Genomic DNA, 26,981 nt, shown 5'->3' with positions numbered 1-26,981 from the left:
AGGGATATTTTGAATCTCAATAAACGATTTACACCGATTCTCACGATGATGATGTGTGTAGGATTAACCGTTGGTTGTGGTAGCACTAATGATAAAACAATAGAATCGACAGACGACTTGGCAATTCTAAGTGATGAGTTTGACGATGCAAGCACCCTTAATCAATGGCTGATAGCCGATGATGTCTCTCATTCCAAAAAAGAAGAAGGATTTTTTGAAGTTATGGATATTAATACGACACGTCCGGGCTCTCTATACATTTTGCCAACAGCAGGCACTTGGTATTCTATAAATACAGGCCACCTGTCCTATAAGAAAATTAAAGGAGATTTTTCTATTACGTTGAGAGTGAAGGTCCTCGGTAAATCCTCTTCTATCCCGAGTGGAGCTTATGATCTAGCAGGACTTATGGCTAGAACACCAAGTCAGATCGAAGGCGAAATAGTACCTGCAAACGGTGAAAATTGGGAGTACATCACTACAGGCGGAGAAGGCAACAAAAGAATTGTAGACTATAAAACAACAGTAAACAGTCAATCTTCTTATCTCATAAAAGAAGTGGCATCAGAATGGATTATTCTACGTATGGTGCGTGTAGGTTCAACATTTGTGAAGTTATATAAAGAAGATGATCAAGGAGAATGGCAACTTGCATCTACCATGGAACGCGATCACTTGCCGGAAGAGCTCCAAGTCGGAATAAATTTTCTTACGAATCTAAATGGCGCTCCAGACCATACAATTGAGGCCGATTATATACGTTACAGTAGACCCCTAATTTCAAAAGAATTGCAAGAGAAAATTACTCAAAAAACGGTCACTGACGATGATTGGAAAGCAGCATTTAGTAACTAATTTAATCTACTAAAAGGACAGTTAAACGGTTCATCGTTTAGCTGTCTTTTTGTTCTATTTAGTTTCCACAAACTAGGTGATATAGTCTAAAATAGAAATAACGATACGAATGGAGGTGCAGTGGTGCATATACATCATTTCAACACAAAATGCCCGGTAGAATTTTCAATCGATATTATGAAAGGTAAATGGAAAATTATGATTGTATGGTATTTACGTGATAATCAAAGACGAAGGTATAATGAATTTTTACGCTTAATGCCCCGTATTAGTAAAAAGGTTATGACTCAGCAACTACAAGAGATGGAGTACCATGGAATTATTAAACGAGAAGTATTCGATGAAAATCCTCCACGAGTGGAATACTATTTAGCCCCATTAGGTCAAAAATTTATTCCTATCCTGTGGCAACTATATGAATGGGGCGAGTTACTTCAAGAGCATTCCGCGCAACAAGAATCCCTTCTACCGCCTGCTTCATCTGGTTACGAGGCTTAATTATTTGTAGGGATACGCCATATTCGTGAATACAATAGCATGTTTTCTAGTATCGCTATTTCTGGATCATTTTCAGCAAAATAGGAATTACGGAAATGAACCAATGAATAAGGCCGACTGTCATAACCGACAGTCGGCCTTTCTTTATCATTTTAAAGAGATGCCGTACTTCTTAAACGATAGCGTACACCTTTACTACAAAAGAAGACTGAGCACCGCTTGGATTAGCAATGTATAGGGATCTTGCAGAGACTACTCTGGATGCATTTCCAGTAATGACTCCTTCTAATTCCACTGGATCAGTTCCTGCAGACACATCTCTCATTACATTAAACGTGATATCATATGGATCTACACCGCCGCCTTCGACTTCCCATAACAATCTTTTTGTCCCAGTTGGAAGCACTTCTGTACTGAAGTTTCCGCTCGAACGATTTTTTTGACCACTTAGTGGTGCTTTCTCCGATCTAATACTCGCCACTAATTCCCTTGTTTGTACATTACTCATTACAGTATCCCTCCAAAAAGTTTTATCTGTTTACTTTTCCAAGTGTATGGGGTAGATACTTCTGATAGAACCCATTTTTATTCGCCGTGACAGTACTTAGCAACCTCGTTCAAGCATACACAAATAGGGCGCGTGAGAGTCGATGACCTTCACGCGCCCTAACTTACAAACTTATAAGTCCTGCGATAATCTTATCATATCAATAACTTGAATCCCATTTTCAAAGATCTCTTCATCGTAATGTCTAATGAAAAAATCTCTATCTACTCCTGTAATTCGGAAGCCACATTTCTGATATAGCGCAAGTTGATTAACACTTGAATTACCAGTGCCAATTTCAATCGTCCTTATACCAAGACTTTTAGCTTCTTGAATCGCATGGTGTACCAAACGTTTACCAATGCCCTTGCCCTGATAATGTTCCGCAACTGCAATATTTACAATTTCAATCGTTTCTGGTCTTGTTCGTATTAAAACATAGGTACCTATTATGCTGCCGTCTGCTTCAACTACAAAACATTGACCTCTTGCAACATACTCTTCAACTATTTTTTGAGAAGGATCCGCTAGCAATAATAATGATAGTGGAACTTGCTCATTCTCATTTAACTTTCGAATATCCATTGCGACTTTCACCTCAAAAAAATCTAATTATCTAGATGATTGTGCTCCATCATATTTGCACGAGTAACAAGATAATAGAAGATAAACCAAAGCACGTACTAACTAAACACAAGAACATAAGCACTTGTTTATGGTTAAGCCCTGCACGAAGCAAACGATAATGAGCCTGGCTTGCATCTGCTTGATAAATCGCTTTTCCTTGCATGAATCGTTTAATTACGACGAATAGATTATCAAAGATAGGAACACCAAGCGCCAATATCGGTATACAAATCGATAATATTGTAGCTTGTTTAAACGCACCATCCAGTGCAATAACTGCTAAGACGAAACCAAGAAAAGTTGCCCCGGCATCACCCATAAATACTTTAGCAGGAGGTTTATTGAAACGTAAATACGCCGCAGTTACACCTACTAAAATGATAGCCATCATTGCTGAGTTTGATTGTCCCATAGCAAGAGCAACAATAAATAATGTCGTTGCAGATATTAGTGAAAGTCCACCAGCTAGTCCATCTAATCCATCTGAAAAGTTGACGACGGTGGTAACACCGAATATCCACAAAATCGTTAATAGAAATTGCAAAATTACAGGTAAGACGACATAGTCACCTGAAAAGGGATTGTAGAAACCGGTAAAAACGATTCCCGACGCATAAACCAAAATAGCTGCTGATAATTGAACAATAAGTTTCGGTAATGCTGGAAAGTCTTTGCCCTTTGTTTTGTACCAATCATCTATCGTTCCAATGACTAATAATAAAATACCGCCCAGAAAAATAGCACCTGTCTGCAAAGAGAAATCTCTTGCAATAATTAAATAGGTTATAAAGAAGCCAATAAATATGGCATAACTTGCCGTTAAAGGAATCGGCTTGCGATGAAGCTTACGTTCAACATCTTTTCTAGGCTTGTCCACAAAATCAATCTTGAAAGCAAGTCTACTAAAAGGAGGGATTAATACTAGCACGATTAAAAAGGATAGTATAAATGCAGCAACATATAAAATGACCTTCACCACCATCTATCAATTGTATAATTCTATCACAATTATACAATTGAACACGTTACCTGTCGACTCATGCAACATTAAGCCTTACTTCGCTTAAATCAAATGTAATCATTATGCATTCAGCAGTTCGAACTTTTTACGATCATATTCCTCCTGCGTAATAGCACCCATATCCAGTAACTGTTTAAACTTTAGCAACTCGTCTGCAACGCTACCCTTCTCGGGAACGGTAGTATCACATGGTTCGTCCTTCTCAGCCTGTTGCTCTTCCGCAGTTATATCGATCTCAATACATTCACCTTCGATTATGGTGGCATCAGAATCTTGAATCGATTTCCTCACGTTTTCATAATCCTGATTGAACTGTAATTCAGAATAGTCGTTTGCAGCTTCGTACAATGTTTTTCTTAGCCGATTGCCCATTGGCTTCATGGAGAAATACGTTAATCCCCCTGAAATAATTCCACCTAATATCGGTACAATTTTTGATGCACCTTGTGCGAACGTTTTTTTAGAAATATTAATGCCTATATAAGCAGCTGCTTTTTTAACAATCGGATAATACAACGTTTTAGCGAAAGCTTGTTGTGGTATCTTCTTTAAAAGATGCTCTGCTATGCTCGCAGTTAGTATTCTCAGCATTGACGCTGAACCAGCTACACCGAACATGACGCCAAGGAATAAAATAAGCTCGCGAATAACTTTTTCTGAATCTAATTCATTGTCCGCCCACAGATCATCGCGACCAAATAGATAAGCTAATTCTTGCGACATACGCAATGCCACACCGAAAAATTGAAGGGTATCGGCTGGAATCATAGCCGCCATCGTAAGTCCACCAGGAATTCCTGCAACGGTAGATGCTGCTGTGCTTGCAAGAGTACGTTTTTCTATTAATGTCCGAGCCATCTTATCAATCACATCTAAGCTGACTCCTGCTTTAATCGGACCTTTTTCGATAATGACACTTAATTGACCGTCTGTATCATACTCGGCAAATTGCCCTGTCAAAAACTCTCGCCGGTCTACCTTCACACCCGGAATTTTGACCGCATTTACCAATATAAATTTAAAAGTATCATTTACAGGTTTTTGTTCGCTCGCCATCTCTATTTCCCCCACTTTAAAACAAACGAAGTTATAATGTTACTTTACACAATTATTTTAGAAACTGTCCTATTTTCTCCAAAAGTCTATTCCATTCAACTGGCTTCGTGTCAAAGTCATCGCAGCCTGCGTCAAATGCCTTTTCTCGGTCACTCGCCATAGCATGTGCGGTTAAAGCAATGATAGGAATATGACTTGTTTCGTTCGATGCTTTCAGCTCCCTAGTCGCATCCCAGCCATCGATTAACGGTAAGCTCATATCCATTAAAATGAGGTCAGGTAAATCTGCTTTTGCCATATCAATGCCTTGTCTACCGTCAGATGCCATTATTACTTGGTAACCTTTCCGTAGCAAGCGACGCGATAACATGTCACGATTCATTTCGTTATCTTCAACGAGCAAAATATTATACACGTTCTTCCCCCTCATCTGCCCTAAGGGCAATCAAATGGCGCACTTCATGCATGAGCGCTTTGCGATCAAGATGCCCTTTTTGCACAATATTTTTCACATAGCCGTTGAGTCTTTGTCGATCTTCTTCCGTAATACTTTTGGCTGTCACAACTACGATTGGAATGGAGCGCCACTCTTCATGCTCACGCATAGCTGCAACAAACTCAAACCCGTCCATTTCTGGCATCATTAAATCTAATAAAATTAATTGAGGCACTTCTTGATTCAAACGTTGCAACGCTTGATGACCATTGCCAGCTCTAGTGACGCGATAACCTTCACGCTTTAAAAGCTTAGTCATCATGTCGCTTGTTACTACATCATCTTCAATAACAAGGACAGATCGTGAATGTCGCTCAGGTATATATTTATCCAAAATAGAAATTAAACGATCTCGATAAATCGGCTTAGTCAGAAACTCCGATGCACCAAGCGCAAAAGCGAGATGTTGTTCATCCATCATAGAAATCATCACAACAGGAATATGAGCGAGCTCAGAGTCGTTCTTCAGCGTTGCTAATACGTTCCAACCATCCATTCCTGGCATGAGTACATCTAATGCGATAATTGAAGGCTTCAGCTTCTTCGCTAACCGAATCCCTTCTTGGCCCGACTCAGCAAGTTGTACGTTCCACTCTTCATTGCCCAAATAATGCTGCATTAGCCTCAGCATTGCAGGGTCATCGTCGATGATAAGAATCGTTCTAGCTTCGTCTGTTGCAGATTTGCCATCACCTTGCATGATCAAATCCAGTCGTCCAGGTACCGTCTGTTCTAATAAAGGGAGCCAGATCGTGAATGTCGTTCCCTGCCCAAATACACTTTCTGCACTTATATTTCCACCAAGCATATTACACAAGCTTTGACTAATGGCTAGACCTAGACCCGTACCGCCATACTTTTTCGTTGTAGACGAATCCGCTTGCTTAAATGCTTGAAATACTTGATCAAGTTGATCTGATGTCATGCCTATTCCAGTATCATGAACACGGAAAGCGATGCCTGGCATGCCAGCTACACTTTCAAATAACACCTGCAGTGTTATCGTACCATCCTTCGTAAACTTACTAGCATTGCTGAGTAAATTAAAGAGCATTTGGCGCAGCTTCGTTACATCCGTTTTGAAAGATCCGTCTGTACATTCTACTTTAATCTCGTTTTTATTCACTTCCATAAGTGGACGAACTGTAGTTACAATGTCATGAATAACAGATGCAATATTACATTGCTCCATATACAATTCCATCTTGCCCGCTTCAATTTTTGATAAATCCAAAATATCGTTAATAAGCGTAAGCAAATGCCGACCCGCACTATGAATCTTGTTAAGATCATCAGCAAATACTGCTTCACCCATCATCTCCATATCTTCCTTGAGCATTTCGCTATAACCAATAATCGCATTTAGTGGTGTGCGTAATTCGTGGCTCATACTCGCCAAAAACTGGCTTTTGATCTGATTGGCTTCAATCGCTTCGTCGCGAGCATTAGACAGTTCAATCGTCCGCTCCTTAACTAGCTCCTCAAGCTGATCGTTTAATTGTCTTAGCTCTTGGTTTACATAATAGATTTCACGCGTTTTTTCCTCGGCAATCCGTTCCGCTGCTTGACGGGCCTTCTTCTCTCGCTCAAGCATCCTGCGAATTACATCAATGTCATCCATCGAACTATGCCTCCACCTTCGTTAATTCAAAGCGGGCTGACGTGCCATCGATCAAATTAATTCTCTTCATTTCTATTGATTCTCCGTAATGGGCTATACAACCGTTAATAAGCCCTTCTGCTAAGTCAGCAAAAGGTCTTGAGGAACTATATGTCATAATCAACATTCCAGATATTGATGTATCATATTGAAAAGTTGGAAGCTCCGCTCCCGGATATAATTTACGAACCTCTACATGAATATAGCTGTCTACCTTTTGCAAAAATTCGAATACGGTACTGTTTTCAACTGCAAAATCAGGATGCATAGTTAACAGCTGAACAAACAAATATTCTCCGAATGTTCGAACTAAGTCGGCAACAGGTATACCCGTTTTTTCGTTAAGCTGGACAACCAACTTGATCATCTCATGGTGGTCATACGTACCTACAGTTGTATAGCTACCTCCTGATTGTAAATCCGCCGATTCAATGATCTCATCTACCAGCTTCAGCGAAAACTTAGTTTCTACCATTTCTAAAAAAGAAGTAAATACCATTCCTTTCACAATGAATCATCCTCCTGTTTCTCTATTACTACTCTATACTTTCATTGTCATTGAAGGGTTCTATTACTTCTAAAAAAGCATCAACAACACGTGGGTCGAAATGGATTCCTCTTTGATTCTGAATTTCAGCAATAGCTTCCTCATGTGTCCATGCTCGTTTGTACGGACGTTCGTGTGTAAGCGCATCATAGAAATCAGCAATAGCTACAATTCTTCCGACAAGTGGAATATCCTCTCCACTAAGACCACTCGGGTAGCCTGAGCCATCCCATTTCTCATGATGAGAGAGCGCAATACTTTTAGCTAATTGCAGCACTGGGAACTGACTCTCTTGCAATATAATTGACCCAATTTCCGTATGCTGTTTCATCTTTGCAAATTCCTCGGGCGTGAACCTACCTGGCTTGAGCAAGATCGTATCTGAAATTCCTATTTTCCCGATATCATGCAAAGGTGCAGCTCGTCTAATAAGATCTGCTTCTTCTTCAGGTAATCCTAAGGCGTGTGCTAACTTTCCTGCCAGCTGACCAACTCGCTGAGTATGTTGCCCAGTTTCATCATCACGAAACTCCGCAGTACGTCCTAATACAGTCAAAATTTCGTTTTTTGCCTGTTCAATCTCTTTCGTTCGTTCTTGAACTCTTATCTCCAAATCTTGGTTTTGCTCTTGGAGCTGTAAATAATAATATCTTGTCTTTAGAAAATTTTTGATCCGCAACACAACTTCAGTCCTATCAAATGGTTTAGTAATAAAATCATCTGCACCTTCATGAAGAACACGCATCCGCGCCTCTGGTGTTACATCAGCAGTTAGTACAAGCACTGGCAAATAGTCGCCATCCCGCTTCCATTCCTTTAAGTGTTGTAAAGCTGACAGTCCATCCATAACTGGCATATGCAAATCTAGCAAAACAATATCAGGTTCGTTGTCTCGATATAGTAACTCTAACTGCGTCGCATCCGTCGTTGTGATTAGATTCGTATAACCCGCTCGTGTCAATATGCGCTCTAGCAAACTTATGTTATATTCCTGATCATCTACGATCAAAAACGTTGCCGTTTTCATCCATAACTCATCCATTATTTTTCCTCATTTGTGTATATGTTATTAGATAATCTTTCCATACTCGCTATCATTATAGTTCATCATTCGACATTAATCGATAGAGTTCTTCTAATTGTAGGGATAAAGGCATATTAAGGGCTTTATTTCCGAAAAAACAGGAAAGGTATTTATCATATTTTGTCGAATTACAATAAATAAACGGAGTTTATTAGGAGTGGATAATAAATGAACCATGCACATGGTACATACGATATCGTATTGGTCGTCTTTTCTTATATCGTTGCCGTTGTAGCTTCTTATACGGTACTCGATTTAGTAGGCCGAATTAGTACATCGTATGGACGTAAACGATGGAAATGGCTCCTTTTCGGCGCTTGTGCGATGGGAATGGGTATTTGGTCCATGCATTTTGTTGGCATGCTTGCCTTTTCATTGCCTGTTCCAGTCGCTTATCATATGCCAACTGTTATTCTTTCGGTTGTGTTTGCCATTGCTGCTTCTTTTGCCGCCCTTCATATTGTAGGTCGGGAACATCTATCCCTTCGGCAATTACTTAGTGGAGGAATGTTACTCGCAAGCGGAATTGTTGCGATGCACTATGTCGGGATGGAAGCCATGATGATTGGCATCGATTACGATCCTATTTATTTTGCTCTATCTATCCTCATTGCTGTCGTAGCCTCTATTGCAGCATTGTGGCTATCTTGTTATTTCCGTAAAGATGATGAACGTACTTACAGCCGAATATGGAAAAAGCTTGGTAGTGGATTATTAATGGGAGCCGCAATCGTTGGTATGCATTATATCGGCATGATGGCTGCACATTTTCAAATCGAACAATTATCATTACGCTCACCGAGCGATGGAATGATCTTGGATCAGAAGTGGCTTGCTTATATTATTTCTGGAGGAACGTTATTTACGTTAGGGCTATCTCTAATCGGTATATACATCTCCAATAAGTTCTCTTTTAAAGATTCAGAAATTCAAGGGAAATCAACTGAAATACTAAAAATAAATAAGGAATTACACCAACTAAATGAGCACTTGGAGCAACTAGTCAAAGAACGAACAGCGCAATTAGAGAAAGCACATGATGAAGCTATTAAAGCAAATCAAATAAAAAGCCAGTTTCTTGCTAATATGAGCCATGAACTACGAACACCGCTGAACGCGATTATTGGTTATAGTGAGATGTTGATGGAGGAAGCAGAAGAAATTGGCGAGCAAGTATTTGTAGAGGATTTAGGTAAAATCGGGAAAGCAGGAAAACATCTACTCTCCCTAATTAACGATATTTTGGACATTTCGAAGATTGAAGCGGGCAAGATGGAGATGTATTACGAGACATTCGAAATCTACGATATGATCCAAGATGTCGTTACAACGATTACGCCTATTATTGAAAGCAACAGGAATGTACTACATACTGAGCATGTGCGTGGTGAGATGGAAGCTGACGTAACGAAGCTCAGACAAATATTACTCAATTTGCTCAGCAATGCGGGGAAATTTACGCACGAAGGTACAATTGAGCTTAACGTTTATGCTGAAGCTCGGGACGGCAAACACGGATACAGCTTTCTCATTAAGGACACAGGGATCGGTATGACCCTTGAGCAATTAGAGAAAGCATTCCAACCATTTACACAAGCTGATTCTTCCACAACTCGTATATATGGCGGAACAGGACTTGGCCTTTCCATAACGAGCAGATTCTGCTCTATTATGGGTGGGCACATTACGGCTGAGAGCGAGCCCGGGGTGGGCAGTACTTTCATTTGCTGGATTCCGGCGGCGCCGGTGAATTAATCTTTTCGAGGACATACGATCCGTTATTTGCTGATTTTCGCTCGTTTTTCACTCTTGAAGGACACCAGATCTCTTATTTCAAATTTCCCAATGAGTTTTGGTCCTATTTCGAGTAAATAGCGGATCGTGTGTCCTCTCAAATGCAGATTCCTCGTTTTTACCTCAAATAGCGGATCGTGTGTCCTTCATTTTAGATACTGCTGCAAACCAACCATAACTTACACCATACCGAATATCGCCCTTCAGCCACACTACTCAATACTTCTAACGTAACCATGCATCAGGAATAATATTAGAAATGCAACGAGCTGAATCTTAAAGTGCTTCTTGGGGTTCCACTTAAAAAACCACCACAGCCACAAAATATATGTATTCACGTAAAGCATCGCAATAACTAAACCAACTAATGATTCACTATACGTGGGCATATAATCCATGAATCCCGTTATTGATACAGGTATGATGAACCATGAAAATGTACCAAAAAATATACCCAAATAAACGACTGACAAAATGATCACTTTTATTGTATTGTTCATATAACGTCCCTCTCCTTCATTTTTTCAAGTGATCTCTTGGAACGATAACTTTAGAATTAACTCAAATAATTAACAACCTTAATTTTACATGTTTTTAGATAATGTGGAAATGAAATTTTTTCATATAAAATAATAAAAAGCCGAACCACTCCTTACGAAGAGTGCTCGGCTTCCATTGTTTCTTTCCTATTTTATATATGTGTTTATATCCACTACCTATTATCCATTAGCAACAGCAACCCAATGTCCCTCATTCACTTCTACGAATTCTGAGTTATCCAGTCCGTAAGGATCGGCTTTGTCAGCTTCACTGTGTACGACAAGCTTTTTCTTCGATTCGATACGTGGATCGGGAACCGGAATCGCTGCGAGTAGCGATTTCGTATAGTCATGGATCGGATTCGCATAAAGCTCTTCACTTTCGGCAAGCTCCACAATTCGTCCTTTGTACATAACCGCTACACGATCACTAATATGCTTCACCATCGACAAGTCATGAGCGATGAATAGGTAAGTCAAACCCAGTCGTTGCTGTAACTCTTCTAGTAGTTTCACGATTTGAGCTTGAATAGAAACATCCAAGGCAGATAGTGGTTCGTCACAAACGATAAATTCCGGCTCAGCAGCTAATGTTCGAGCTATGCCGATCCGCTGACGCTGTCCTCCCGAAAATTCATGAGGATACCTCATCGCATGCGACTCGTTTAGTCCTACTAAATCAAGCAACTCTTCTACTCGCTTCAACCGCTCCTTCTTACTGGCAACTAGTCCATGTACGTCGAGCGACTCTCCTATAATATCTACAACTCGTAATCTCGGGTTAAGCGAGGCGTACGGGTCTTGAAAGATCATTCCCATATGCCGCCGCATGATCTTCATCTCCGAACGATTCAACTGTTGCAGCGGTATGCCCTTAAACAGCACTTCTCCGCTAGTCGCTTCATTTAATCGAAGAATGGTCCGACCAGTCGTCGACTTCCCGCTCCCCGATTCCCCTACAACGCCGATCGTTTCACCAGCCCAAATATCGAAGCTAATGTCATTGACCGCCTTAATAATATGCCCCTTACCCATGTCAAAATGTTGCTTCAAGGAACGAACTTGAAGTATCGGCACATCATCCTTATCTCGGGAGATCGCAGAAACAAGCTTTGGTTTCTTCTTCTCATCTAATCTTGGCAGTGCATGAAGAAGCTTCAACGTATAGGGATGTTGTGGATTTTCGAAAATTTCTTCAGTCGTTCCAGTCTCAACGATTTCTCCGTCTTTCATCACTACGACGCGGTCACACATACCTGCAACAACACCAAGATCATGTGTAATCAAAATAATCGCGGTTCCCAGTCGTTTCTGCAAATCTTTCATCTGATGCAAGATCTGCGCTTGAATCGTTACGTCAAGTGAAGTTGTTGGCTCATCAGCAATTAGGAGCGATGGACGACAAACGAGTGCGATTGCAATCATAACCCGCTGACGCATTCCACCAGAAAATTCATGTGGATACTGGTAGTAGCGCTCTTCGCTGTTCGGAATACCAACCAGCTTTAGCATTTCAATTGCTTCTTTACGAGCTTCCGCTTTGCTTAGCTTCCGATGTTTGATTAGGCTCTCTTCAATTTGTTTCCCGATTCGCATCGTCGGATTTAGAGAGGACATCGGATCTTGAAAGATCATTCCAATGTCTTTACCGCGTATGGCTTCCATCTCTGAATCCGTCTTGTATGCTAAGTTCTCGCCTTTGAAGAGCACTTCCCCACCCTTCATCATAGAAGGTGGAGACGGAAGCAATCTCATAATCGATCTCGCAGTTACACTTTTACCACTTCCCGATTCCCCTACAATACCAAGCGTCTCGCCTTCCTTTACTTCAAAGCTGACGTTCCGCACCGCTTCTACTTCCTTATCACGCATAAAGAAAGAAACAGATAATTGATTAACTTTCAATAAAGTTGTCATGTCGTCACCTACAATGTTGTTATATAAAATAGTTTTCATCCAATCACAAACGTAACTTTCTATAATTGTTGCAAGCTCTTTTTTCGAAAAAACCAATAATTAGTATTAATTTCATTATATAATGAAATAGTAATATTACTAAATGAGATTGTTGACTTTACTCTACTCTCAAAATAAAATATACTATATCTATCGGAATAATACAATTTAAAAAACTCGCATATAAAGGAGCCGAATAGTTTGATTGGACACACTACAGCAAAAGGGAACGGCTTCACAGACGGAATAGCTGCAGTCTACCGTAAAATGTTACTTCATCCCACCTATAGGCTGTTTCTTTTACTAGCAGGAGCACCAATAACCTTAGTTGTATTTGGAATCTACCTATATCGTAGATCTAAGCACGGTTATCACGGAATTATAGAAGAAATCCAACACGAGCTCATTCAATCAGGTTACAAAAACATACTTCTACAAGAAGCACGAGAACAACTTGAGCGCAAACATCACTTTTTCGGTCAAAACGTTAGCCCAGATCAGGTGGCATTACAATCCGAAGCGATTGCTTCTAAAAAGTTTAACGAAAAGGTACAAGGCCTTCTCGCGAAACGATTAGACCTGAAGACAGGACATAAATTCACGTTCGGTGATACGTATCACTGGCTCATAAGCAACCCAATCTTTTTTACCATTTCACTCGTGCTCGGATTCCCAATGTATGTACTTATGGCTATTTACGCAAACCCTTACTTTAAGTACATTGTAGAACGACTCTTCATGATGATATTCGTTATTTTAGGAGTAGCGATATTAGTATTTACGATTCTTTACATTTCGCCGATGAATCCCGCGGGTAACGTATTAGGCGAGACAGCAACAGCAGAACAAATCGCTAATTTCAATCAACTTTACGGTCTGGATCAACCTTATCTTGTCCAGTTGTGGAACACGCTAAAGGGCATATTAACATTTGATCTCGGCAAATCGTTTACCGGTAATGAAGACGTTACAACTGCAATTGCTAATAAGTTTCCAGTAACGTTGACGCTTGCTTTCATTTCAATGTTAATTGCCATTATTATCGCTTTGCCAGTTGGTATCATTTCGGCGACAAGGCCCAACTCATTTTTTGACTATACGTTTATGTTTATCGCTTTGTTAGGATTATCAATACCGAACTTCTGGCAAGGGCTTATCTTTATACTGAACTTCTCGATTAAGTTACCTTGGCTACCCGCAACGTATAATCCGGATAATTGGTTATCAGCAATTATGCCAATTATCGTTTTAGGTACCGGGCTTACAGCCGCTGTAGCACGTATGACTCGTTCTTCAACGCTTGAAGTCATCAACGAAGACTATATCATTACCGCCAAGGCAAAGGGACTTTCTCGTAGACATGTGCTTAGAAAACATGCCATAAGCAATGCATTAATACCTATTATTACAGTAATCGGATTACAGTTCGGCGCCCTGCTTGGAGGGGCTGCCGTTACAGAGAAAGTATTCAACATAAGCGGTATTGGTAGTTATATCGTAGATAAACAGTTCATTCCTGACATTCCTGGTATTATGGGCGGCGTTATCTATACTGCCATTACTATATCTATCGTCAATGTGATCGTCGATTTGTTATACGCCTTTTTTGATCCACGCATTCGTTCCAGAATGAAACAATACTAAAGCAGGTGCTAACCGTGAACAATCCTTTATTATCGAAACAAGAAATCCGGTTCAGACTAAAGTCATCACCAGAGTACGGCCAAGCCAGCTTCGCCGGCATTGTTTCATTTGCTCTAGCTCTTATACTGCTGCTGAACAGCTTCTCGCAAGCTGACGGAGCAGCGAAGCCAGTATTATTGTTAGCTACTCTTACTTATTTCGGGTTTGCCCTCTTTCAATTCATTGTATGGGCACTCATTAAAAGAGACCTCACACGTTCAGGTGAGATCAAACGATCCACAAGATCACTGGGCTATGCGCTGCTCTTAAGCTTGCTAACAGCGAACGTATTTATTGTTAGTAGCGCTTTTCAACTTATTAAACGGAAAAAGAGCGCTTCTTATACTCTCGCTGTCTATTCTTTGCTCGCAACGATACTCGTATTCGCTGTATCAACGCTTAACCTGTTTAAACCTTTTGTCGCCAACGGCTTTCTTATGGGTATGTTTTTGCTAATTATCGCAATCGTAATCCAACTAGTCGGATTGCTATTGATCGCCAAATATGGGGACCAAGCTATTCCCCCTCGCTGGATGGGAATTGTTGCAGGTGCATATATTATCATTTCGATCTCAGGTAACATATTCTCTTTATTCCTTGGTTTACTCTTGATTGCTAAGATCAGAGATAACGGATATTCATCTGGCTCCAAGCTCGGTAACTTCGTTGAACGGTTATCTAGAAGTTCTACTTCCATGTTAGGACTACTCTTTATTACATTTCTAACTGTTTTGGCTATAAGTAGCTACTTAACGTTCGAATACAGTTTGGCCATCGAAAATAATTACAGCGCCATTCTCCAGTCACCAAGCTTAACTTATCCGCTTGGTACTGACAATTTCGGTAGAGACCTATTCTCGCGTATCGTCTTCGGTGCTCGCATTTCACTAATCGTTGGATTCTTGTCCACCCTAATTCCTGTCCTAATCGGAGGGGCACTCGGCGCAATATCCGGCTATTACGGTAAACATACGGACAACATCGTTATGCGTGCGCTAGATATTCTTTATGCTATTCCAGGTATCTTGCTCGCTATCGCGATTATTGCTGCATTTGGCGCTAGCACAACTAATTTGATTCTTGCTCTTAGTATCGGAGCTATTCCAACCTATGCTAGGACAATGAGAGCAAACGTTATGCTCGTATCATCGTTAGAATACGTGCAAGCTGCACGTGCTTTCGGTTCAAGCGATTGGACGATATTGTTTAAACATATCGTACCTAACTCACTTGCTCCAATGATCGTAAAGTCGACATTAACGATCGGTACAGCAGTCATCTCGACGAGTAGCTTAAGCTTCCTTGGTCTTGGAGTAGAGCCACATATACCAGAATGGGGCAACATATTAAAACTAGGCAGTGCTTATCTAGAAACACATGCATTTACTGCTATCTATCCAGGTCTCGCTATTATTATGCTCGTTCTTTCATTCAATTTCCTTGGCGACGGGCTGCGCGATGCACTCGATCCAAAGCTGGATCATTAATCGATTTTGTATTAATGTCATGTAGCTCATTCATATTCCATCGACTTCTACGTTACGAAACTACGAATCGACGACGAATTCATTTGAGTTCACATATATTTTTTACACCAATAGGAGGGAACTACAATGAAGAACAAAGGTAAATTTGCAGCAATACTCATACTGAGCTTATCGATTATGCTTAGTGGTTGCAAAGTAACAACAAAAGAAGAAGCTACAGAAGTACCTAAACCAACACAAGGAACAGAAGTTGTCACTGACAACAAAGCAGTTGATATCGAATTGCTTGGTATGAGCGCTAATGAAGCTGATCTCAACATCGTTCGCGACCAATTAACGAAAAACGGTTTTAACGTAAAACTAAATGTACAAGCAGACTACGGCAGCTATAAAGCTCAACAAGACGCTGGCAACTTTGATATCGCTCTTACTAGCTGGACAACTGTAACAGGTAACCCGGACTACGCAGTACGCTCACTATTCAAGACTGGTGGAGACTACAGCATTCTTGCAGATTCTGAGATTGATGCTCTTATCGAAGAGGCTTCCGCTCAAACACCTGATCAATACAAAGAGACGTACAAAAAGTTCGAAGAGAAGCTTGTTTTTGAAAAAGCCTATATTGCTCCACTCTATAGCTCACTAAAGGCGCAAGCTCTTAACCAAGAAGTTCTTAACAAAGATTCTGTTCGTATATCGGAATCCCGCTCCCTTCCTTGGGAAGATCTAGACTTCAAAGATCCGTCCAAGCGTACGACTGACACGCTTGTACTTCAATCTACGATCCCGACTCTAACGTCGCTTGATCCGATTAAAGGTAACGACGGTTCCATTAACATCATCAATACAAACAGTAACGTTCGCCTACTTAACCTAACAGACGACGACAAGATCACTTCTGTAGGATCGCTTTCACTTAACCATGCAATTGCCGAAGGCAATTCTGACTACTATTTCATCCTAAGAGATGACATCAACTTTGCTGCAATCAAAGACAAAGCGGTTGTTAATACTGGCGAGCGCGTTGGCGCAGACGACGTTATCTTCTCACTAAATCGTGCGAAGGACAAAAACTCTGTACCAGACCATCGTACTTATACGCTCCATGAACATATTAAAAACATTGAGTTAGTAACAGATCCCGCAGTACTTGATGCTACAAAAGTATCCGGTGGCAGTGACACTGTGAAGTCAGCCCTTGAAAAAGGTCTTGGAACAAAAATATCTGCACTAGTGGCAGATAAAACACAAGCAAGCAACAAAGACGGTAAATACCAAGTCGTGAAACTATCGACGACAAAACCTTTCCCGCAAGTATTAAACTATCTAGCTCACCAATCTGCAGGTATCGTATCTAAAAAACAGGTTGAAAAGATCAATACGTACGATGTTGCAAACTTTGATGTAAACAAAGATATTCCTTACGGTGACCAAAATACGGTTACAGAAGGTAGCAAGTACAACAACACACTGAACACAAGCGGCCCTTACATCTTGTCACACAAAAATGATTATGAAGCTATTTTCTACAAAAACCCTGGTTACATGAAGGGTACAGAACATGAGCCAAACATCTCTACCATCAAAATCCGTTTCATTAAAGATGCAGACAGCGCCCTATCCGCACTTCGCAGCGGTGAGATTCACATCTATTACGGAGTTAGCGAAACGAAATTTGACGTAGTAAAAGGCGACAGCAAGCTTGCTCTACAAACTGTACCAAGCAATGCTGCTTCTTACCTACTGTTCAATACGAAAAACCGCCCTATTGCAGAAAGTGCTGATCTAAGAAAAGCTGTCCTTTACTCGATTAACCAAGATGAGTTTTTGGCTTATTACAGCGGCAATAAATTCAAGGCTGTGTCCACACTAAGTCCGATTGTTCAAACTGGTCTTGAACTGAAAGCTGATCCAGCAAAAGCTAAAGAATTCCTGAACGCATATAAAGCAAGCAAATAAGCTCACATAGCGGCAAGAGACTGTCCTAGGCAAACGCCTCGGGCAGTCTCTTTCGCATAGCATATGAATAGTACATTTGAATCGAAGGAGAATGTAGATATGGGAAACGTAATCAAACCAGAAACGAAATTATCACAGTGGGACGCCCTTCAGTTAGAATCGTTAAAGGCATATGGCTGGTCAAACGAAGAAATAATTAGAAATGTGTATGCTTCCAAGCTACCTAAAGATGAAAGTAAGTTTCAATTTAATTATTCGGGTTTGTCCGAGTTAGCTCGCGACCATGCCGACACATTTGAACGTGCAGTAAATGACGGCTATCAGATTAAATACAATACGATTCGAGGGATACATAGCTGGATATTGATTGCATTACAACTTGATGCTGAGCTAGTGCTTGATCCTGGTAAAGAAGCCGTTATCGTGTCTCTTACAGAAACTGAAACATTTTCGCTATCTTCTGTTCTATCATTCGGCTGGGCGCTCCAAGCTATCGATGGTCGTATTGGCGACCGTGAAAACAGTATTGCATATGTTGTTAAACCAATCGGTCAATAGCAAATCGCATGAAAGAGGGCTGCAACAGGATTGAGCATCTAAGCTCATAACCAGTCACAGCCCTCCAACCCACACCCTTACAAACCCACTGCTACTTCCATCCCTTTATTCGGTTTAACCCCTCGACTTCTGTTTAGAAAACAAATATTGAGTTCCTACAAATACGAACACTACTCCAAATATGCCGAGCCGTGCTACTGAGAAAATATCGACAGGTGGATTCCCATTGTACCAACTTATCGCACTTGCAATGCCAATATTTATTCCGGAAACAATGACTGCCATAATAAGTCCAATAGCAGTTGCTTTCACATAATCCATCACCGAAAGATTCATGGTTACTCATTCCTTTTCTCATCGTTATTCTGCTTAATAGAAGAATAACAAATGATTACAGGAAGTTTTTGATCATATTTGCTAAGTTTTATGGCACTCATGAAAACACTTGCTTACTTCACACGGAACGTCTTTGCACCAAACTTGCGTACAAGGACAAGTGCTGCAACCAGATAAATGATTGTCAGAGCGACAAAAACAATAGTGAGAGGAACTGCTTGAACACTAGAAAATATCATGACTCCACTTGCCGCAGATACTAGCATGTTCACAGCATAGTACAGCGGGTTTTTCACATTCAGTTCAGTAGAATACGGTTGGAAAATGTAATACATAAACATATGATGTATGGAGACGAAAATAGATAACAAAATGACGCATAACCACAGCATAAGCAGTTGTTGGCTTAGCCATTCCCCTCCTGCAGCTGCATGGATAGCTGTTATTGCAACTCCAACTGTCGCTGCGATGAGCAAGTTCATACCAATTATTTTCCCCAGACGAATCTTAAAATGCTCATAGGCCGCACTGCGGTAAAAACTATACCTCATCAGACTGAGATCACAGTTGTAGAACATCGCCTTACATATGGTTTCCCCAACGGATAAGAAGTACATAATAAGAAATAAGAATGGAAATATCGCTTCTAAATCCCAATGCCATTGCTGCATTTTATTTTTGAATAGGAGCATCAACATAACGCCAACTACTCCTACAGCACCGATAATAGCCAATCGTTTGTTAACTGGACTGCTTATTAAACTCCGATGTCTGTGGAAGAAAATCGCATTCAAATATGCGAACCCTTCTTTATTCTCAAGATTAATCTTCTGCTTGTTGTCTGTCGTATAATCACTGTCTTTCGACTCTACACTTTTCTTATTGGTTTCCGTCATCATACGGCCTAAATCAAGCAACGGATCATCTCTTTTAGTTGCCGCATCAACAACTTCTCTGTAACCGGTATAACGCACCAACTTTATCGCCGCGAATAATCCTCCCGCAGTAATAACAATTATCGCAGGCAAACTCAATAAAATCATTTCTGTAGGTGGCACTATATTCAATAAAATTGGTACGTATGCAGCCACATATCCAGCAAAAATAACAACCCAAACGATAGCTGTTTGTTTAATCAAAACAATTCCCGTTTTTTCAAAAAGTTTAAGATGCCCGTACTCTGCAGCAATTCGCCATAGTGTAATCAATGCAGCTAATAACAATGCTTCTAAAAAGGAAGCTCCCGCTAATGTTCCGAATATGAGCATAGCAGGTACCAAATATACAAAAAAAGTGAGATAACGATAACCAAACGTTGCCTGCATATACCTCGTTGGCGACATCCTCATCAACTTCACAGCTACATATTTCTCACGTTTTGGCTCAAGAATAGTCGCTGTGCTAACGCTTGCAGCCACGAAACTAATCATCGCAAAAATATGTACAAACTGTTTAAGGCGATCCTCATCAGACAATCCTTCACCTAATCCTATTACAGGTAAAAACAATAAAAGTCCTACATATAGGAAACGAAGTGCAAACCCAAACAACTGGGTAATAATTATCGCTATAATTGATATAGCTTTTTTTACATCCAACTGTGAGTAAAGATTTCCTTTAATCAACTTGCCGATAATTGGTAGCTTCTGAATGTAATAAATAAGCATGTTCGTCGTTGTTGAGGCCCTTATGGAAAACAGCGTAAGGAACGTTCTAAACATGGCTTTCGTCCCTCAACAAATTAATGACGGATTGTTCGAAATCTTCACTATGCAACAGTTCAGACGGCACCGCTGACAACTCTCCTTTATTCAAAACAACAAGCTCATCACATAGATCAGTTGCTAATTGTAAAATATGTGTGGAGAAAATGAGAATGTGATCACTTTTCATTTCTCTGAGCATATTTTTCATCTCTAGTGCTACGATGACATCGAACGATGTAAGCGGCTCGTCGAGCAAAATGACAGGTGGCTTCGTCATCAGAAATAACAACATCTGCAGCTTATTCTTCATTCCGTGCGAATAACCTTTTATTAATCGGTGGCGATCTTCCATCGTCATGCTCATCATGTCAAAATAATGATCAATACTCTTGTCCATCTGCAGCTTATCCCGATTAATGTCTATAAAAAATTTCACAAATTCATACCCTGTCAGAAACTCCGGCAATATCGGCAACGAATATACATACCCAACATCCTGCTCGCTCAGCTTCCGCGAGTTCCCATTTTCCTCAATCAAGACTTCCCCACTATCCATCGCAACCTCTCCGCTTAGACAGTTAAATAATGTCGTCTTGCCAGCTCCATTACGACCAAGCAGTCCATAAATTTTACCTTTCTCAAAGGTAAATCCCGCTCCTCTTAGTACCTCTTTATCTTCAAACTTCTTATTAATATCGTTTAAAACTAGGCGCAATCGTTGCTCCCCCATTCATTTCAAATTATTTTTGATATATTGTTATTTCTCACTATTATAATACTCATTTTTTAGCATCGGAAAACTTTTTTACGACAATTTACTTTTTTTATCGACAAAGTAATAATTATTCCCTATACTGGAAAATGACTTAAAAACATTGTATAAAAGGAGAGTTTATATTTATGCATGTACAACTGATAAACGCTGCTGGTGGTTTGAAAAGTGTGAAGGTAGGATTTAGTTGGACAACGTTCTTCTTCGGTTTCTTCCCGGCTCTTTTCAGAGGAGATTTGAAATGGGCAGCAATTATGTTCCTTACTGCATCTGCAATTGGTTTCTTCACTTTAGGATTTGGCGCATGGATTCCAGGCATTATCTTCTCCTTCATTTATAACAACATGTACATTAAAGAGCTGCTAGAAAAAGGATATCGTCCAGCAAATGAGCAAGCTCAAAGCGCACTACATGCAAAAGGTATTATCGCTGCTTAATAAACCTATCTTTAGCAGCTGCAATCTACACATAAAATCATACATATCATTAAAGTGCCGTTCAGCTTTCATTAAAAAGCAAACGGTACTTTTTTATTATGTGGGCATATGGTTTTACTAATGTTTACGCAGTATCTTATACTCAAGTAACTAAATATTTGTCCCAGGATTTCAAAACTGGTTATTGACTCAAGCACCTCGTCTATTTCCAAGACATATCGTAACAAAAATTACATGTAACCTATTAGAGCAGAAGCAATAACTACTAACCTCATTTTATTACAGCTAATTGTTTCCCTTTGAATTGAGCATGCGTAACACCATTCATCCACTTGATCGTTACTGCTTGCGCAACTGACTCTTTTGCCCAAGCAGCAATCTGGTACATTATCGTATGGACGGCTTCATAAACAATCTTTACAAAATCAGACTTCGACAAAAATTTCACTTCTTTTCCACTTTGAACATTAATAAAAATAATGTATGATATGTAATCGAGCTTGTAAGGAAAGAGGGATTTGAATGTGGGATCGTAAAGAACTGAAGGAAAAAGCAAAAAATGTTCTTCGCAAGTCTTATTGGAAAGCATTTTTGGCAAGTATAATCTTGGCATTCGTAGGTGGTGGAGGTAGCGTTCCGAGCTTTAACTCAAATTTCGATTTATCCGATTCCTCGAGCAGTGATATTGATTGGGCGGCTATGGGACCATTCATAGCTATCTTCATAGTGATTTTAATTTTTGGGATGTTGTTAGCATTTGCATTTCGTATCTTTATTGGTTTCGCACTTGAAGTTGGTGTGACACGCTACTTTAAGCGATCTGCCGAACAAGATGTGAACTTAAACAATTTGGGATATTCCTTTAAAAGTGAACGTTACTGGTCTATTTTGAAAGCAATGCTTTGGAAAGGATTCCTTACTTTCTTATGGTATCTTCTCCTCATCATTCCTGGTATCGTAAAGACGTACGCATATAGTTTGGTGCCATATATTTTGGCGGATAACCCCAACATTGGCACTTCACGTGCGGTGGAGTTAAGTAATCGAATGACGCGAGGTCATAAATTCCGTATATTCGTACTTGATCTAAGTTTCCTAGGTTGGATCATTCTAGGAGTTTTAGCATTATTCGTCGGTGTCCTCTTTGTTCTACCGTATATCAATGCGACGAAAGCTGAATTGTACCTGAAACTACGTGAGCAAGCGTTAGCTCAGGGCTTAACAACAGAAGATGAATTACGATTAGTTTATTAATATCTAACAGATGATTAAAAGGCCGGTAGCAACTCTAATGAGTGGCTATCGGTCTATTTCTTTTGTAATCTCAGAAGCCATTTGATAAAAATTAATTATACCGATTAATTACTTATACTAACCATTTCAAAAACTGTTGTAGCGACTTAAATCATTGAGTGGGATAAACCGCAATATACAGTAACATAGGATATGAGATGTTAGGCGATATCATTGCATGAAAACCAATATCCTCGAACCGGCAGGTATGCACGCAAGCTCCTACTTAAAACAAGAAATCGATACGCAATTATCCGGGCCTCATATTCTCTCGGCAAGGGATGGCTACGGACCCACAGTAAGCGAAATCTTTCCGTACAATCGAAGACATGCTCCTAGTTCTACGCTATATGCTAATGCAGAGGATATGTGGAAATATGCTCTAGTGCATGTAAATAAAGGTGTCGGAAAAGATGATCATAACATCATATCGCCTACAAGTTATACTAGTATGTGGCAATCCACTGCTAGCACTGGTTATGGAGCGGAAATGGCAACAATAGGTCTTGGCTGGTTTCTCGGAGAATATAAAGGTAGTCGCATCGTATCTCATAGCGGTATGGATACTGGGTTTTCAAGCCATTTGATATTGTTGCCAGACCATGGCACAGCTGTATCGCTCATGACAAACTGTGATTTCATTTGGTTATCTCGTCTTAGCTATATGATCATTGCTTTGCTAGGAGAATCTGTGAGCCGCATCACACGTTCCCTTGTACACCATTTAACTGCGATTGCGATAGCAGACGGCGTAGATATCACAATGGATCAGTATACTGTTATTACGGAGCAAAAGTCGGAGACTTATTATATCCGGGAGAGCGAAATTCCTTTTATAGCAGATGAGTTAACTCAGAGTGGATGCTTATACAGTACTTCTACTCGACATCCGTCTTTTCCCTGAGTCCGAAACGATTAAAAAATACATAGATGAGCTTAAACCCACTTAATAGTAATAACCGAATGACATACTAGTTAAAAAGCCGGAAAGTTGCTCAATAGTTGAGAACTTACCGGCCTTCTTTTTTTCTACACTTTGAACCTATCTATTTGTGTTTGCAACTCCTCAGCCATATTGGACAAACCCTTAGCTGAAGCTGATACTTCCTCAATCGAAGCAAGTTGCTCCTCAGTAGCCGCAGATACTTCACGTGTCCCAGAATATGTTGATTCAGATACAACAGTGACGGCTTTCATTGCACTAACAATTTGCTCCGCTCCTCCAGCCATCTGCTGGATTAAAGATAATACTTCGTGAACTTCGTCATTTACAGAATTAACTGAGGTTTTTATTTGTGTAAACGCAGCACCTGCTGAATGAACAGCTTCAATGCCAGCCGATACTTCTTCACTAGTCGTTCCCATCGTTTGTACTGCATGCTCCGTTTCAACCTGAATAGCAACAATTAATTGCGCAATTTTATCTGCAGATTGTGACGACTGTTCTGCAAGCTTTCGTATTTCGCTTGCGATTACAAGGAACCCTCGTCCATGCTCTCCTGCCCTTGCCGCCTCTATTCCGGCGTTCAGAGACAATATGTTCGTTTGCCTCGCAATATCGGATATGGCATTCAAAATGTTCCCAATTTGTGCGGATCGTTCTCCCAAGCCGTTAATCTGAGCAGATAAACCTTCTACCGTATGATGAATGGAACTCATTTGTCCGACAACAGTCTGAATAGCGTGATCGCCTTCTGACGCTTTTTCAAATGCTGCAATTGCAGTTCTCGATACGATATTCGTCCTGTCAGCGATATGTTGTACACCCGTAGACATTTCATGGATCGTTTTGGATGCTTCTTCTAAATGGTTGAAGCCATTATTAGCGTCCACTGCAACCTTTTGCATCGTAATTGCAATTTGACTTGATGCATAAGACGCTTGCTCACTCGTTGCCGTCAATTGCTGAGATGATGCTGCTACCTGTTCAGCGCTTGAACCAACGTGTTGAATAAGCTGACGCAAGTGATCCGACATTTCGTTGAAGGAAATGGCTAGATCACCTACCTCATCATTATTGCGCACATCCACTTTTTTCGAAGTGAGGTCTCCTGCAGCAATTCGTTCCGCTGTTTGTGCAAGTGTAACAATTGGTCTGGATATGATCCGGCCGATAAACCATGATATGAGAAGGCTGATGACCACAGCTGATGCCCCTAACAAAAGAACCATTAGCTTGATGATCTCGACTTCTTTATGTACGGCTTGATTCCCTTCATCCAAGAGCGTTTGTTGATACGCGGATAACTCTTCAACCTTTTGGTCAAACTTGGCAACAATTTCTTGCCCTTCTGTTGATGTGATGGCAAGAGCTTCCTTTGCATTGCCGGCTACGACAAGCTTAATCGCTTTGTTTGAGACATGATAATATTGATTTTCTAACTTGATTACTTCTTGAAGCAGTGCAACAGCTTTAGGGTTCTTAATCGATTTTTCCAAGTCACGACTCAATGCTTTATAGTCGTTGTGTGCATCTGTGAAGTCCTGCAGCGTAGTTGCATCGCCTAGCAACAAATAACCACGGAGGCTTGACTGTTCCTTTTTGACGTTTACATTAAGTTTCTGAAAGAGGATCAAATTATACGCTTGATTTTTAATAATGGCGGCATATTCTTTGTCTACTTTAGAGATTTGAGAATATCCTAACGCGACCGTAGACAACAAAATGAGAAGAACCATAATAAATCCAACAAAAAGTTTACGACTAATTGTAAATCTAAAAAATAATTTTCGGGGTTGTCTCATATCAAAACCTCTTTGCTAGATTGGATAAATTGCTTATCTCAATATATTACAGCCGGACTATATTTTCAATATTCAAAACTATAAAACTATAGGCAATTCCTATAAGTTGTAAGTTTTATGTAACGGTTATGAAAGATTATCTAACATATTGCTTCTAATCGTCTTGTTCATTGATTAATTGTTGTTTATAGACATAAAAAATACACCGCTGCGAGTATATGAATACACGGCGATGTATGTATATGTTCCAGTCTTTATTTTATCTCTTCTTAGGTTTTAGAATAAAATTGGGCTTATGCACGTTTAAAGTTCTGTTCATGCTCTTTAACCCACTCAGCAAAAGTACGTGCTGGTCGACCAGTGACCTGTTCCACGTTCGGCACTACAGTGTATGCAGACTCGGGCGGATTAGCATGCCAGCCAATGACAAAATCAATGACATCTTCCTGGGCTCCTCTTGCACGCATACGCTCACGCCCTTCTTCCACGGTAAGTCTAACAAAATCAATGTCTCGGCCGATAACCTCGCTTATAATACGAACCCTATCCGCTACAGAAAGCACTTCAGAACCGGTCAACGTATATGCTTTATTGGCATGACCACCTTCAATTAGAGCAGCAACTGCAACACTAGCAATGTCCGCCTCATGAATCAATGCGCTAAGCGAGTCGCCGAATGGGTCACGGACGATACCTTCTGAACGAATAGATTCTGCCCACTCATGTGTGTTAGACATAAATTCAACAGGCTCGAGGAAAGTCCACTCAAGATTGCTTGCTTCAATAGCACGTTCTACCGGTCCAGGTTCTCCGTTCCACAGTACGGTGACACGTTTAACCCCTGCCTTCTCAGCCAGTCCTACTATTTCAGCTCCTGTCTGCAAAGCTCCGAACCCTTCGCCATTAAATGTAATTAAATGTATGCCTGTAACACCAACAAGTGCATGATTCAAAGTTTCGGGGGATGACAGATCACCCTTCACAATTTCCACACCTTCAGGCAGATTCGCCTTTTCTGGATTGCGCGAGAGCGCACGCACATGCTGACCCGCTTGGACTAGTTGATTAACGATATGACGACCAACATTTCCTGTAGCTCCTGTCACTAAAATAGTCATAATTCCCCTCCTCTATTCGGCTCCCATTGATCACGACGATCTTTCATTAATTCTATTTGCTTTTCCAAACGTAATTCGGCCTCAGCCAATGCATCCCTTTGTCTAATAACTTCACTCAGATTCGTTTCATATATTTGCATCAATTCTTCACAATACACTTCTTTTTTGTCTGCGGCTGGATCTTTAGGAAGTTGGCAATACATAATA

27 protein-coding genes are annotated in these 26,981 nt (G+C 40.4%); 10 read left to right on the top strand and 17 right to left on the bottom strand.

Features of this window, described 5'->3' with window-relative positions; all coding sequences use genetic code 11:
- Nucleotides 1-9 precede the first annotated feature (9 nt).
- A complete protein-coding gene (locus I6N90_RS13465; protein WP_197936130.1) occupies nucleotides 10-855 on the top strand; it encodes a hypothetical protein in 846 nt (281 codons plus the stop codon).
- Nucleotides 856-1,032: 177 nt separating this feature from the next.
- A complete protein-coding gene (locus I6N90_RS13460) occupies nucleotides 1,033-1,353 on the top strand; it encodes a winged helix-turn-helix transcriptional regulator (RefSeq protein WP_197936594.1) in 321 nt (106 codons plus the stop codon).
- A 172-nt stretch (nucleotides 1,354-1,525) separates the two neighbouring features.
- On the opposite strand, the gene I6N90_RS13455 is transcribed toward I6N90_RS13460, so the two are convergent.
- From I6N90_RS13455 to I6N90_RS13420, 8 genes are all read right to left on the bottom strand, one after another.
- Nucleotides 1,526-1,861: a DeoR family transcriptional regulator gene (locus tag I6N90_RS13455; RefSeq protein ID WP_197936129.1), complete on the bottom strand. Its 336-nt coding sequence runs from the start codon at nucleotides 1,859-1,861 to the stop codon at nucleotides 1,526-1,528.
- Between the two features lie 171 nt (nucleotides 1,862-2,032).
- Nucleotides 2,033-2,485 (bottom strand): GNAT family N-acetyltransferase, encoded by a 453-nt coding sequence (locus tag I6N90_RS13450; RefSeq protein ID WP_197936128.1) that lies wholly within the window; start codon nucleotides 2,483-2,485, stop codon nucleotides 2,033-2,035.
- A 49-nt stretch (nucleotides 2,486-2,534) separates the two neighbouring features.
- Complete coding sequence (locus I6N90_RS13445) at nucleotides 2,535-3,509, bottom strand: MraY family glycosyltransferase (RefSeq protein ID WP_197936127.1); 975 nt, start codon at nucleotides 3,507-3,509, stop codon at nucleotides 2,535-2,537.
- Between the two features lie 99 nt (nucleotides 3,510-3,608).
- Nucleotides 3,609-4,604, bottom strand: a complete 996-nt coding sequence (locus I6N90_RS13440; protein WP_197936126.1) for an SHOCT domain-containing protein — start codon at nucleotides 4,602-4,604, stop codon at nucleotides 3,609-3,611.
- 52 nt (nucleotides 4,605-4,656) lie between these two features.
- The gene (locus tag I6N90_RS13435) at nucleotides 4,657-5,019 is read right to left on the bottom strand and encodes a response regulator (protein WP_197936125.1); all 363 of its coding nucleotides are present in this window, start codon (nucleotides 5,017-5,019) and stop codon (nucleotides 4,657-4,659) included.
- A complete protein-coding gene (locus I6N90_RS13430; protein WP_197936124.1) occupies nucleotides 5,012-6,721 on the bottom strand; it encodes an ATP-binding response regulator in 1,710 nt (569 codons plus the stop codon). The genes I6N90_RS13435 and I6N90_RS13430 overlap by 8 nt, the downstream gene beginning before the upstream one ends.
- A gap of 4 nt (nucleotides 6,722-6,725) precedes the next feature.
- Complete coding sequence (locus tag I6N90_RS13425) at nucleotides 6,726-7,259, bottom strand: heme NO-binding domain-containing protein (RefSeq protein WP_232243034.1); 534 nt, start codon at nucleotides 7,257-7,259, stop codon at nucleotides 6,726-6,728.
- 37 nt (nucleotides 7,260-7,296) lie between these two features.
- Nucleotides 7,297-8,349, bottom strand: coding sequence for an HD domain-containing phosphohydrolase (locus I6N90_RS13420; RefSeq protein WP_197936122.1), 1,053 nt, complete (start codon nucleotides 8,347-8,349; stop codon nucleotides 7,297-7,299).
- Between the two features lie 210 nt (nucleotides 8,350-8,559).
- Between I6N90_RS13420 and I6N90_RS13415 the strand changes: the two genes are divergently transcribed.
- A complete protein-coding gene (locus I6N90_RS13415) occupies nucleotides 8,560-10,146 on the top strand; it encodes an MHYT domain-containing protein (RefSeq protein WP_197936121.1) in 1,587 nt (528 codons plus the stop codon).
- A gap of 251 nt (nucleotides 10,147-10,397) precedes the next feature.
- Here the strand turns inward: I6N90_RS13415 and I6N90_RS13410 are convergent, their stop codons facing one another.
- Together I6N90_RS13410 and I6N90_RS13405 are read right to left on the bottom strand one after the other, a co-directional pair.
- Entirely contained in the window at nucleotides 10,398-10,685 is a 288-nt protein-coding gene (locus I6N90_RS13410) for a hypothetical protein (RefSeq protein WP_197936120.1), read from the bottom strand.
- Between the two features lie 219 nt (nucleotides 10,686-10,904).
- Nucleotides 10,905-12,641, bottom strand: a complete 1,737-nt coding sequence (locus tag I6N90_RS13405; RefSeq protein WP_197936593.1) for an ABC transporter ATP-binding protein — start codon at nucleotides 12,639-12,641, stop codon at nucleotides 10,905-10,907.
- Nucleotides 12,642-12,881: 240 nt separating this feature from the next.
- Here I6N90_RS13405 and I6N90_RS13400 point away from each other — a divergent pair, with 240 nt between their 5' ends.
- From I6N90_RS13400 to I6N90_RS13385, 4 genes are all read left to right on the top strand, one after another.
- Complete coding sequence (locus tag I6N90_RS13400) at nucleotides 12,882-14,324, top strand: ABC transporter permease (RefSeq protein ID WP_442950961.1); 1,443 nt, start codon at nucleotides 12,882-12,884, stop codon at nucleotides 14,322-14,324.
- Nucleotides 14,325-14,338: 14 nt separating this feature from the next.
- Nucleotides 14,339-15,850 carry an ABC transporter permease gene (locus I6N90_RS13395; RefSeq protein WP_197936119.1) on the top strand — a complete coding sequence of 504 codons (1,512 nt, stop codon included), beginning with the start codon at nucleotides 14,339-14,341 and terminating at the stop codon, nucleotides 15,848-15,850.
- A gap of 126 nt (nucleotides 15,851-15,976) precedes the next feature.
- A complete protein-coding gene (locus tag I6N90_RS13390) occupies nucleotides 15,977-17,809 on the top strand; it encodes an ABC transporter substrate-binding protein (RefSeq protein WP_197936118.1) in 1,833 nt (610 codons plus the stop codon).
- 99 nt (nucleotides 17,810-17,908) lie between these two features.
- Nucleotides 17,909-18,367: a hypothetical protein gene (locus I6N90_RS13385; RefSeq protein ID WP_197936117.1), complete on the top strand. Its 459-nt coding sequence runs from the start codon at nucleotides 17,909-17,911 to the stop codon at nucleotides 18,365-18,367.
- Nucleotides 18,368-18,481: 114 nt separating this feature from the next.
- On the opposite strand, the gene I6N90_RS13380 is transcribed toward I6N90_RS13385, so the two are convergent.
- The 3 genes from I6N90_RS13380 to I6N90_RS13370 all read right to left on the bottom strand — a co-directional run bounded on the left by I6N90_RS13380 (nucleotide 18,482) and on the right by I6N90_RS13370 (nucleotide 21,124).
- A complete protein-coding gene (locus I6N90_RS13380; protein WP_197936116.1) occupies nucleotides 18,482-18,703 on the bottom strand; it encodes a hypothetical protein in 222 nt (73 codons plus the stop codon).
- Nucleotides 18,704-18,816: 113 nt separating this feature from the next.
- Nucleotides 18,817-20,370: a hypothetical protein gene (locus I6N90_RS13375; RefSeq protein WP_232242979.1), complete on the bottom strand. Its 1,554-nt coding sequence runs from the start codon at nucleotides 20,368-20,370 to the stop codon at nucleotides 18,817-18,819.
- 46 nt (nucleotides 20,371-20,416) lie between these two features.
- On the bottom strand, nucleotides 20,417-21,124 hold the full coding sequence (locus I6N90_RS13370) for an ABC transporter ATP-binding protein (protein ID WP_197936114.1): 708 nt from the start codon (nucleotides 21,122-21,124) through the stop codon (nucleotides 20,417-20,419).
- A gap of 185 nt (nucleotides 21,125-21,309) precedes the next feature.
- On the opposite strand from I6N90_RS13370, the gene I6N90_RS13365 reads away from it, so the two are divergent.
- The gene (locus tag I6N90_RS13365; RefSeq protein WP_197936113.1) at nucleotides 21,310-21,618 is read left to right on the top strand and encodes a DUF2628 domain-containing protein; all 309 of its coding nucleotides are present in this window, start codon (nucleotides 21,310-21,312) and stop codon (nucleotides 21,616-21,618) included.
- A 271-nt stretch (nucleotides 21,619-21,889) separates the two neighbouring features.
- Here I6N90_RS13365 and I6N90_RS13360 read toward each other — a convergent pair whose 3' ends face one another.
- Entirely contained in the window at nucleotides 21,890-22,066 is a 177-nt protein-coding gene (locus tag I6N90_RS13360) for a hypothetical protein (RefSeq protein ID WP_232242978.1), read from the bottom strand.
- 74 nt (nucleotides 22,067-22,140) lie between these two features.
- On the opposite strand from I6N90_RS13360, the gene I6N90_RS13355 reads away from it, so the two are divergent.
- Nucleotides 22,141-22,872 (top strand): DUF975 family protein, encoded by a 732-nt coding sequence (locus I6N90_RS13355; RefSeq protein WP_197936111.1) that lies wholly within the window; start codon nucleotides 22,141-22,143, stop codon nucleotides 22,870-22,872.
- A gap of 217 nt (nucleotides 22,873-23,089) precedes the next feature.
- A complete protein-coding gene (locus I6N90_RS13350) occupies nucleotides 23,090-23,815 on the top strand; it encodes a serine hydrolase domain-containing protein (RefSeq protein WP_197936110.1) in 726 nt (241 codons plus the stop codon).
- A 125-nt stretch (nucleotides 23,816-23,940) separates the two neighbouring features.
- Here the strand turns inward: I6N90_RS13350 and I6N90_RS13345 are convergent, their stop codons facing one another.
- The 3 genes from I6N90_RS13345 to I6N90_RS24780 all read right to left on the bottom strand — a co-directional run bounded on the left by I6N90_RS13345 (nucleotide 23,941) and on the right by I6N90_RS24780 (nucleotide 26,977).
- On the bottom strand, nucleotides 23,941-25,656 hold the full coding sequence (locus I6N90_RS13345; protein ID WP_197936109.1) for a methyl-accepting chemotaxis protein: 1,716 nt from the start codon (nucleotides 25,654-25,656) through the stop codon (nucleotides 23,941-23,943).
- A 293-nt stretch (nucleotides 25,657-25,949) separates the two neighbouring features.
- Nucleotides 25,950-26,774 carry an NAD(P)H-binding protein gene (locus tag I6N90_RS13340; RefSeq protein WP_197936108.1) on the bottom strand — a complete coding sequence of 275 codons (825 nt, stop codon included), beginning with the start codon at nucleotides 26,772-26,774 and terminating at the stop codon, nucleotides 25,950-25,952.
- Entirely contained in the window at nucleotides 26,771-26,977 is a 207-nt protein-coding gene (locus tag I6N90_RS24780; protein WP_232242977.1) for a hypothetical protein, read from the bottom strand. The genes I6N90_RS13340 and I6N90_RS24780 overlap by 4 nt, the downstream gene beginning before the upstream one ends.
- Between the last annotated feature and the right edge of the window lie 4 nt (nucleotides 26,978-26,981).

It is taken from the genome of Paenibacillus sp. GSMTC-2017 (assembly GCF_016019935.1).
GTDB lineage: Bacteria > Bacillota > Bacilli > Paenibacillales > Paenibacillaceae > Pristimantibacillus.
Note: the sequence above shows the minus strand (reverse complement) of the source record. Positions and strands in the feature narration are given on the sequence as shown.

What these genes read in the sequence shown, in the direction of transcription:
- I6N90_RS13450 (WP_197936128.1), bottom strand. Translation starts at nt 2,485, where the DNA reads ATGGATATTCGAAAGTTAAATGAGAATGAGCAAGTTCCACTATCATTA.
- I6N90_RS13385 (WP_197936117.1), top strand. Translation starts at nt 17,909, where the DNA reads ATGGGAAACGTAATCAAACCAGAAACGAAATTATCACAGTGGGACGCC.
- I6N90_RS13410 (WP_197936120.1), bottom strand. Translation starts at nt 10,685, where the DNA reads ATGAACAATACAATAAAAGTGATCATTTTGTCAGTCGTTTATTTGGGT.
- I6N90_RS13350 (WP_197936110.1), top strand. Translation starts at nt 23,090, where the DNA reads ATGAAAACCAATATCCTCGAACCGGCAGGTATGCACGCAAGCTCCTAC.
- I6N90_RS13455 (WP_197936129.1), bottom strand. Translation starts at nt 1,861, where the DNA reads ATGAGTAATGTACAAACAAGGGAATTAGTGGCGAGTATTAGATCGGAG.
- I6N90_RS13425 (WP_232243034.1), bottom strand. Translation starts at nt 7,259, where the DNA reads ATGGTATTTACTTCTTTTTTAGAAATGGTAGAAACTAAGTTTTCGCTG.
- I6N90_RS13405 (WP_197936593.1), bottom strand. Translation starts at nt 12,641, where the DNA reads ATGACAACTTTATTGAAAGTTAATCAATTATCTGTTTCTTTCTTTATG.
- I6N90_RS13415 (WP_197936121.1), top strand. Translation starts at nt 8,560, where the DNA reads ATGAACCATGCACATGGTACATACGATATCGTATTGGTCGTCTTTTCT.
- I6N90_RS13460 (WP_197936594.1), top strand. Translation starts at nt 1,033, where the DNA reads ATGAAAGGTAAATGGAAAATTATGATTGTATGGTATTTACGTGATAAT.
- I6N90_RS13375 (WP_232242979.1), bottom strand. Translation starts at nt 20,370, where the DNA reads ATGCTTATTTATTACATTCAGAAGCTACCAATTATCGGCAAGTTGATT.
- I6N90_RS13420 (WP_197936122.1), bottom strand. Translation starts at nt 8,349, where the DNA reads ATGGATGAGTTATGGATGAAAACGGCAACGTTTTTGATCGTAGATGAT.
- I6N90_RS13340 (WP_197936108.1), bottom strand. Translation starts at nt 26,774, where the DNA reads ATGACTATTTTAGTGACAGGAGCTACAGGAAATGTTGGTCGTCATATC.
- I6N90_RS13355 (WP_197936111.1), top strand. Translation starts at nt 22,141, where the DNA reads ATGTGGGATCGTAAAGAACTGAAGGAAAAAGCAAAAAATGTTCTTCGC.
- I6N90_RS13365 (WP_197936113.1), top strand. Translation starts at nt 21,310, where the DNA reads ATGCATGTACAACTGATAAACGCTGCTGGTGGTTTGAAAAGTGTGAAG.
- I6N90_RS13445 (WP_197936127.1), bottom strand. Translation starts at nt 3,509, where the DNA reads ATGGTGGTGAAGGTCATTTTATATGTTGCTGCATTTATACTATCCTTT.
- I6N90_RS13345 (WP_197936109.1), bottom strand. Translation starts at nt 25,656, where the DNA reads ATGAGACAACCCCGAAAATTATTTTTTAGATTTACAATTAGTCGTAAA.
- I6N90_RS13430 (WP_197936124.1), bottom strand. Translation starts at nt 6,721, where the DNA reads ATGGATGACATTGATGTAATTCGCAGGATGCTTGAGCGAGAGAAGAAG.
- I6N90_RS13440 (WP_197936126.1), bottom strand. Translation starts at nt 4,604, where the DNA reads ATGGCGAGCGAACAAAAACCTGTAAATGATACTTTTAAATTTATATTG.
- I6N90_RS13380 (WP_197936116.1), bottom strand. Translation starts at nt 18,703, where the DNA reads ATGAATCTTTCGGTGATGGATTATGTGAAAGCAACTGCTATTGGACTT.
- I6N90_RS13390 (WP_197936118.1), top strand. Translation starts at nt 15,977, where the DNA reads ATGAAGAACAAAGGTAAATTTGCAGCAATACTCATACTGAGCTTATCG.
- I6N90_RS24780 (WP_232242977.1), bottom strand. Translation starts at nt 26,977, where the DNA reads ATGTATTGCCAACTTCCTAAAGATCCAGCCGCAGACAAAAAAGAAGTG.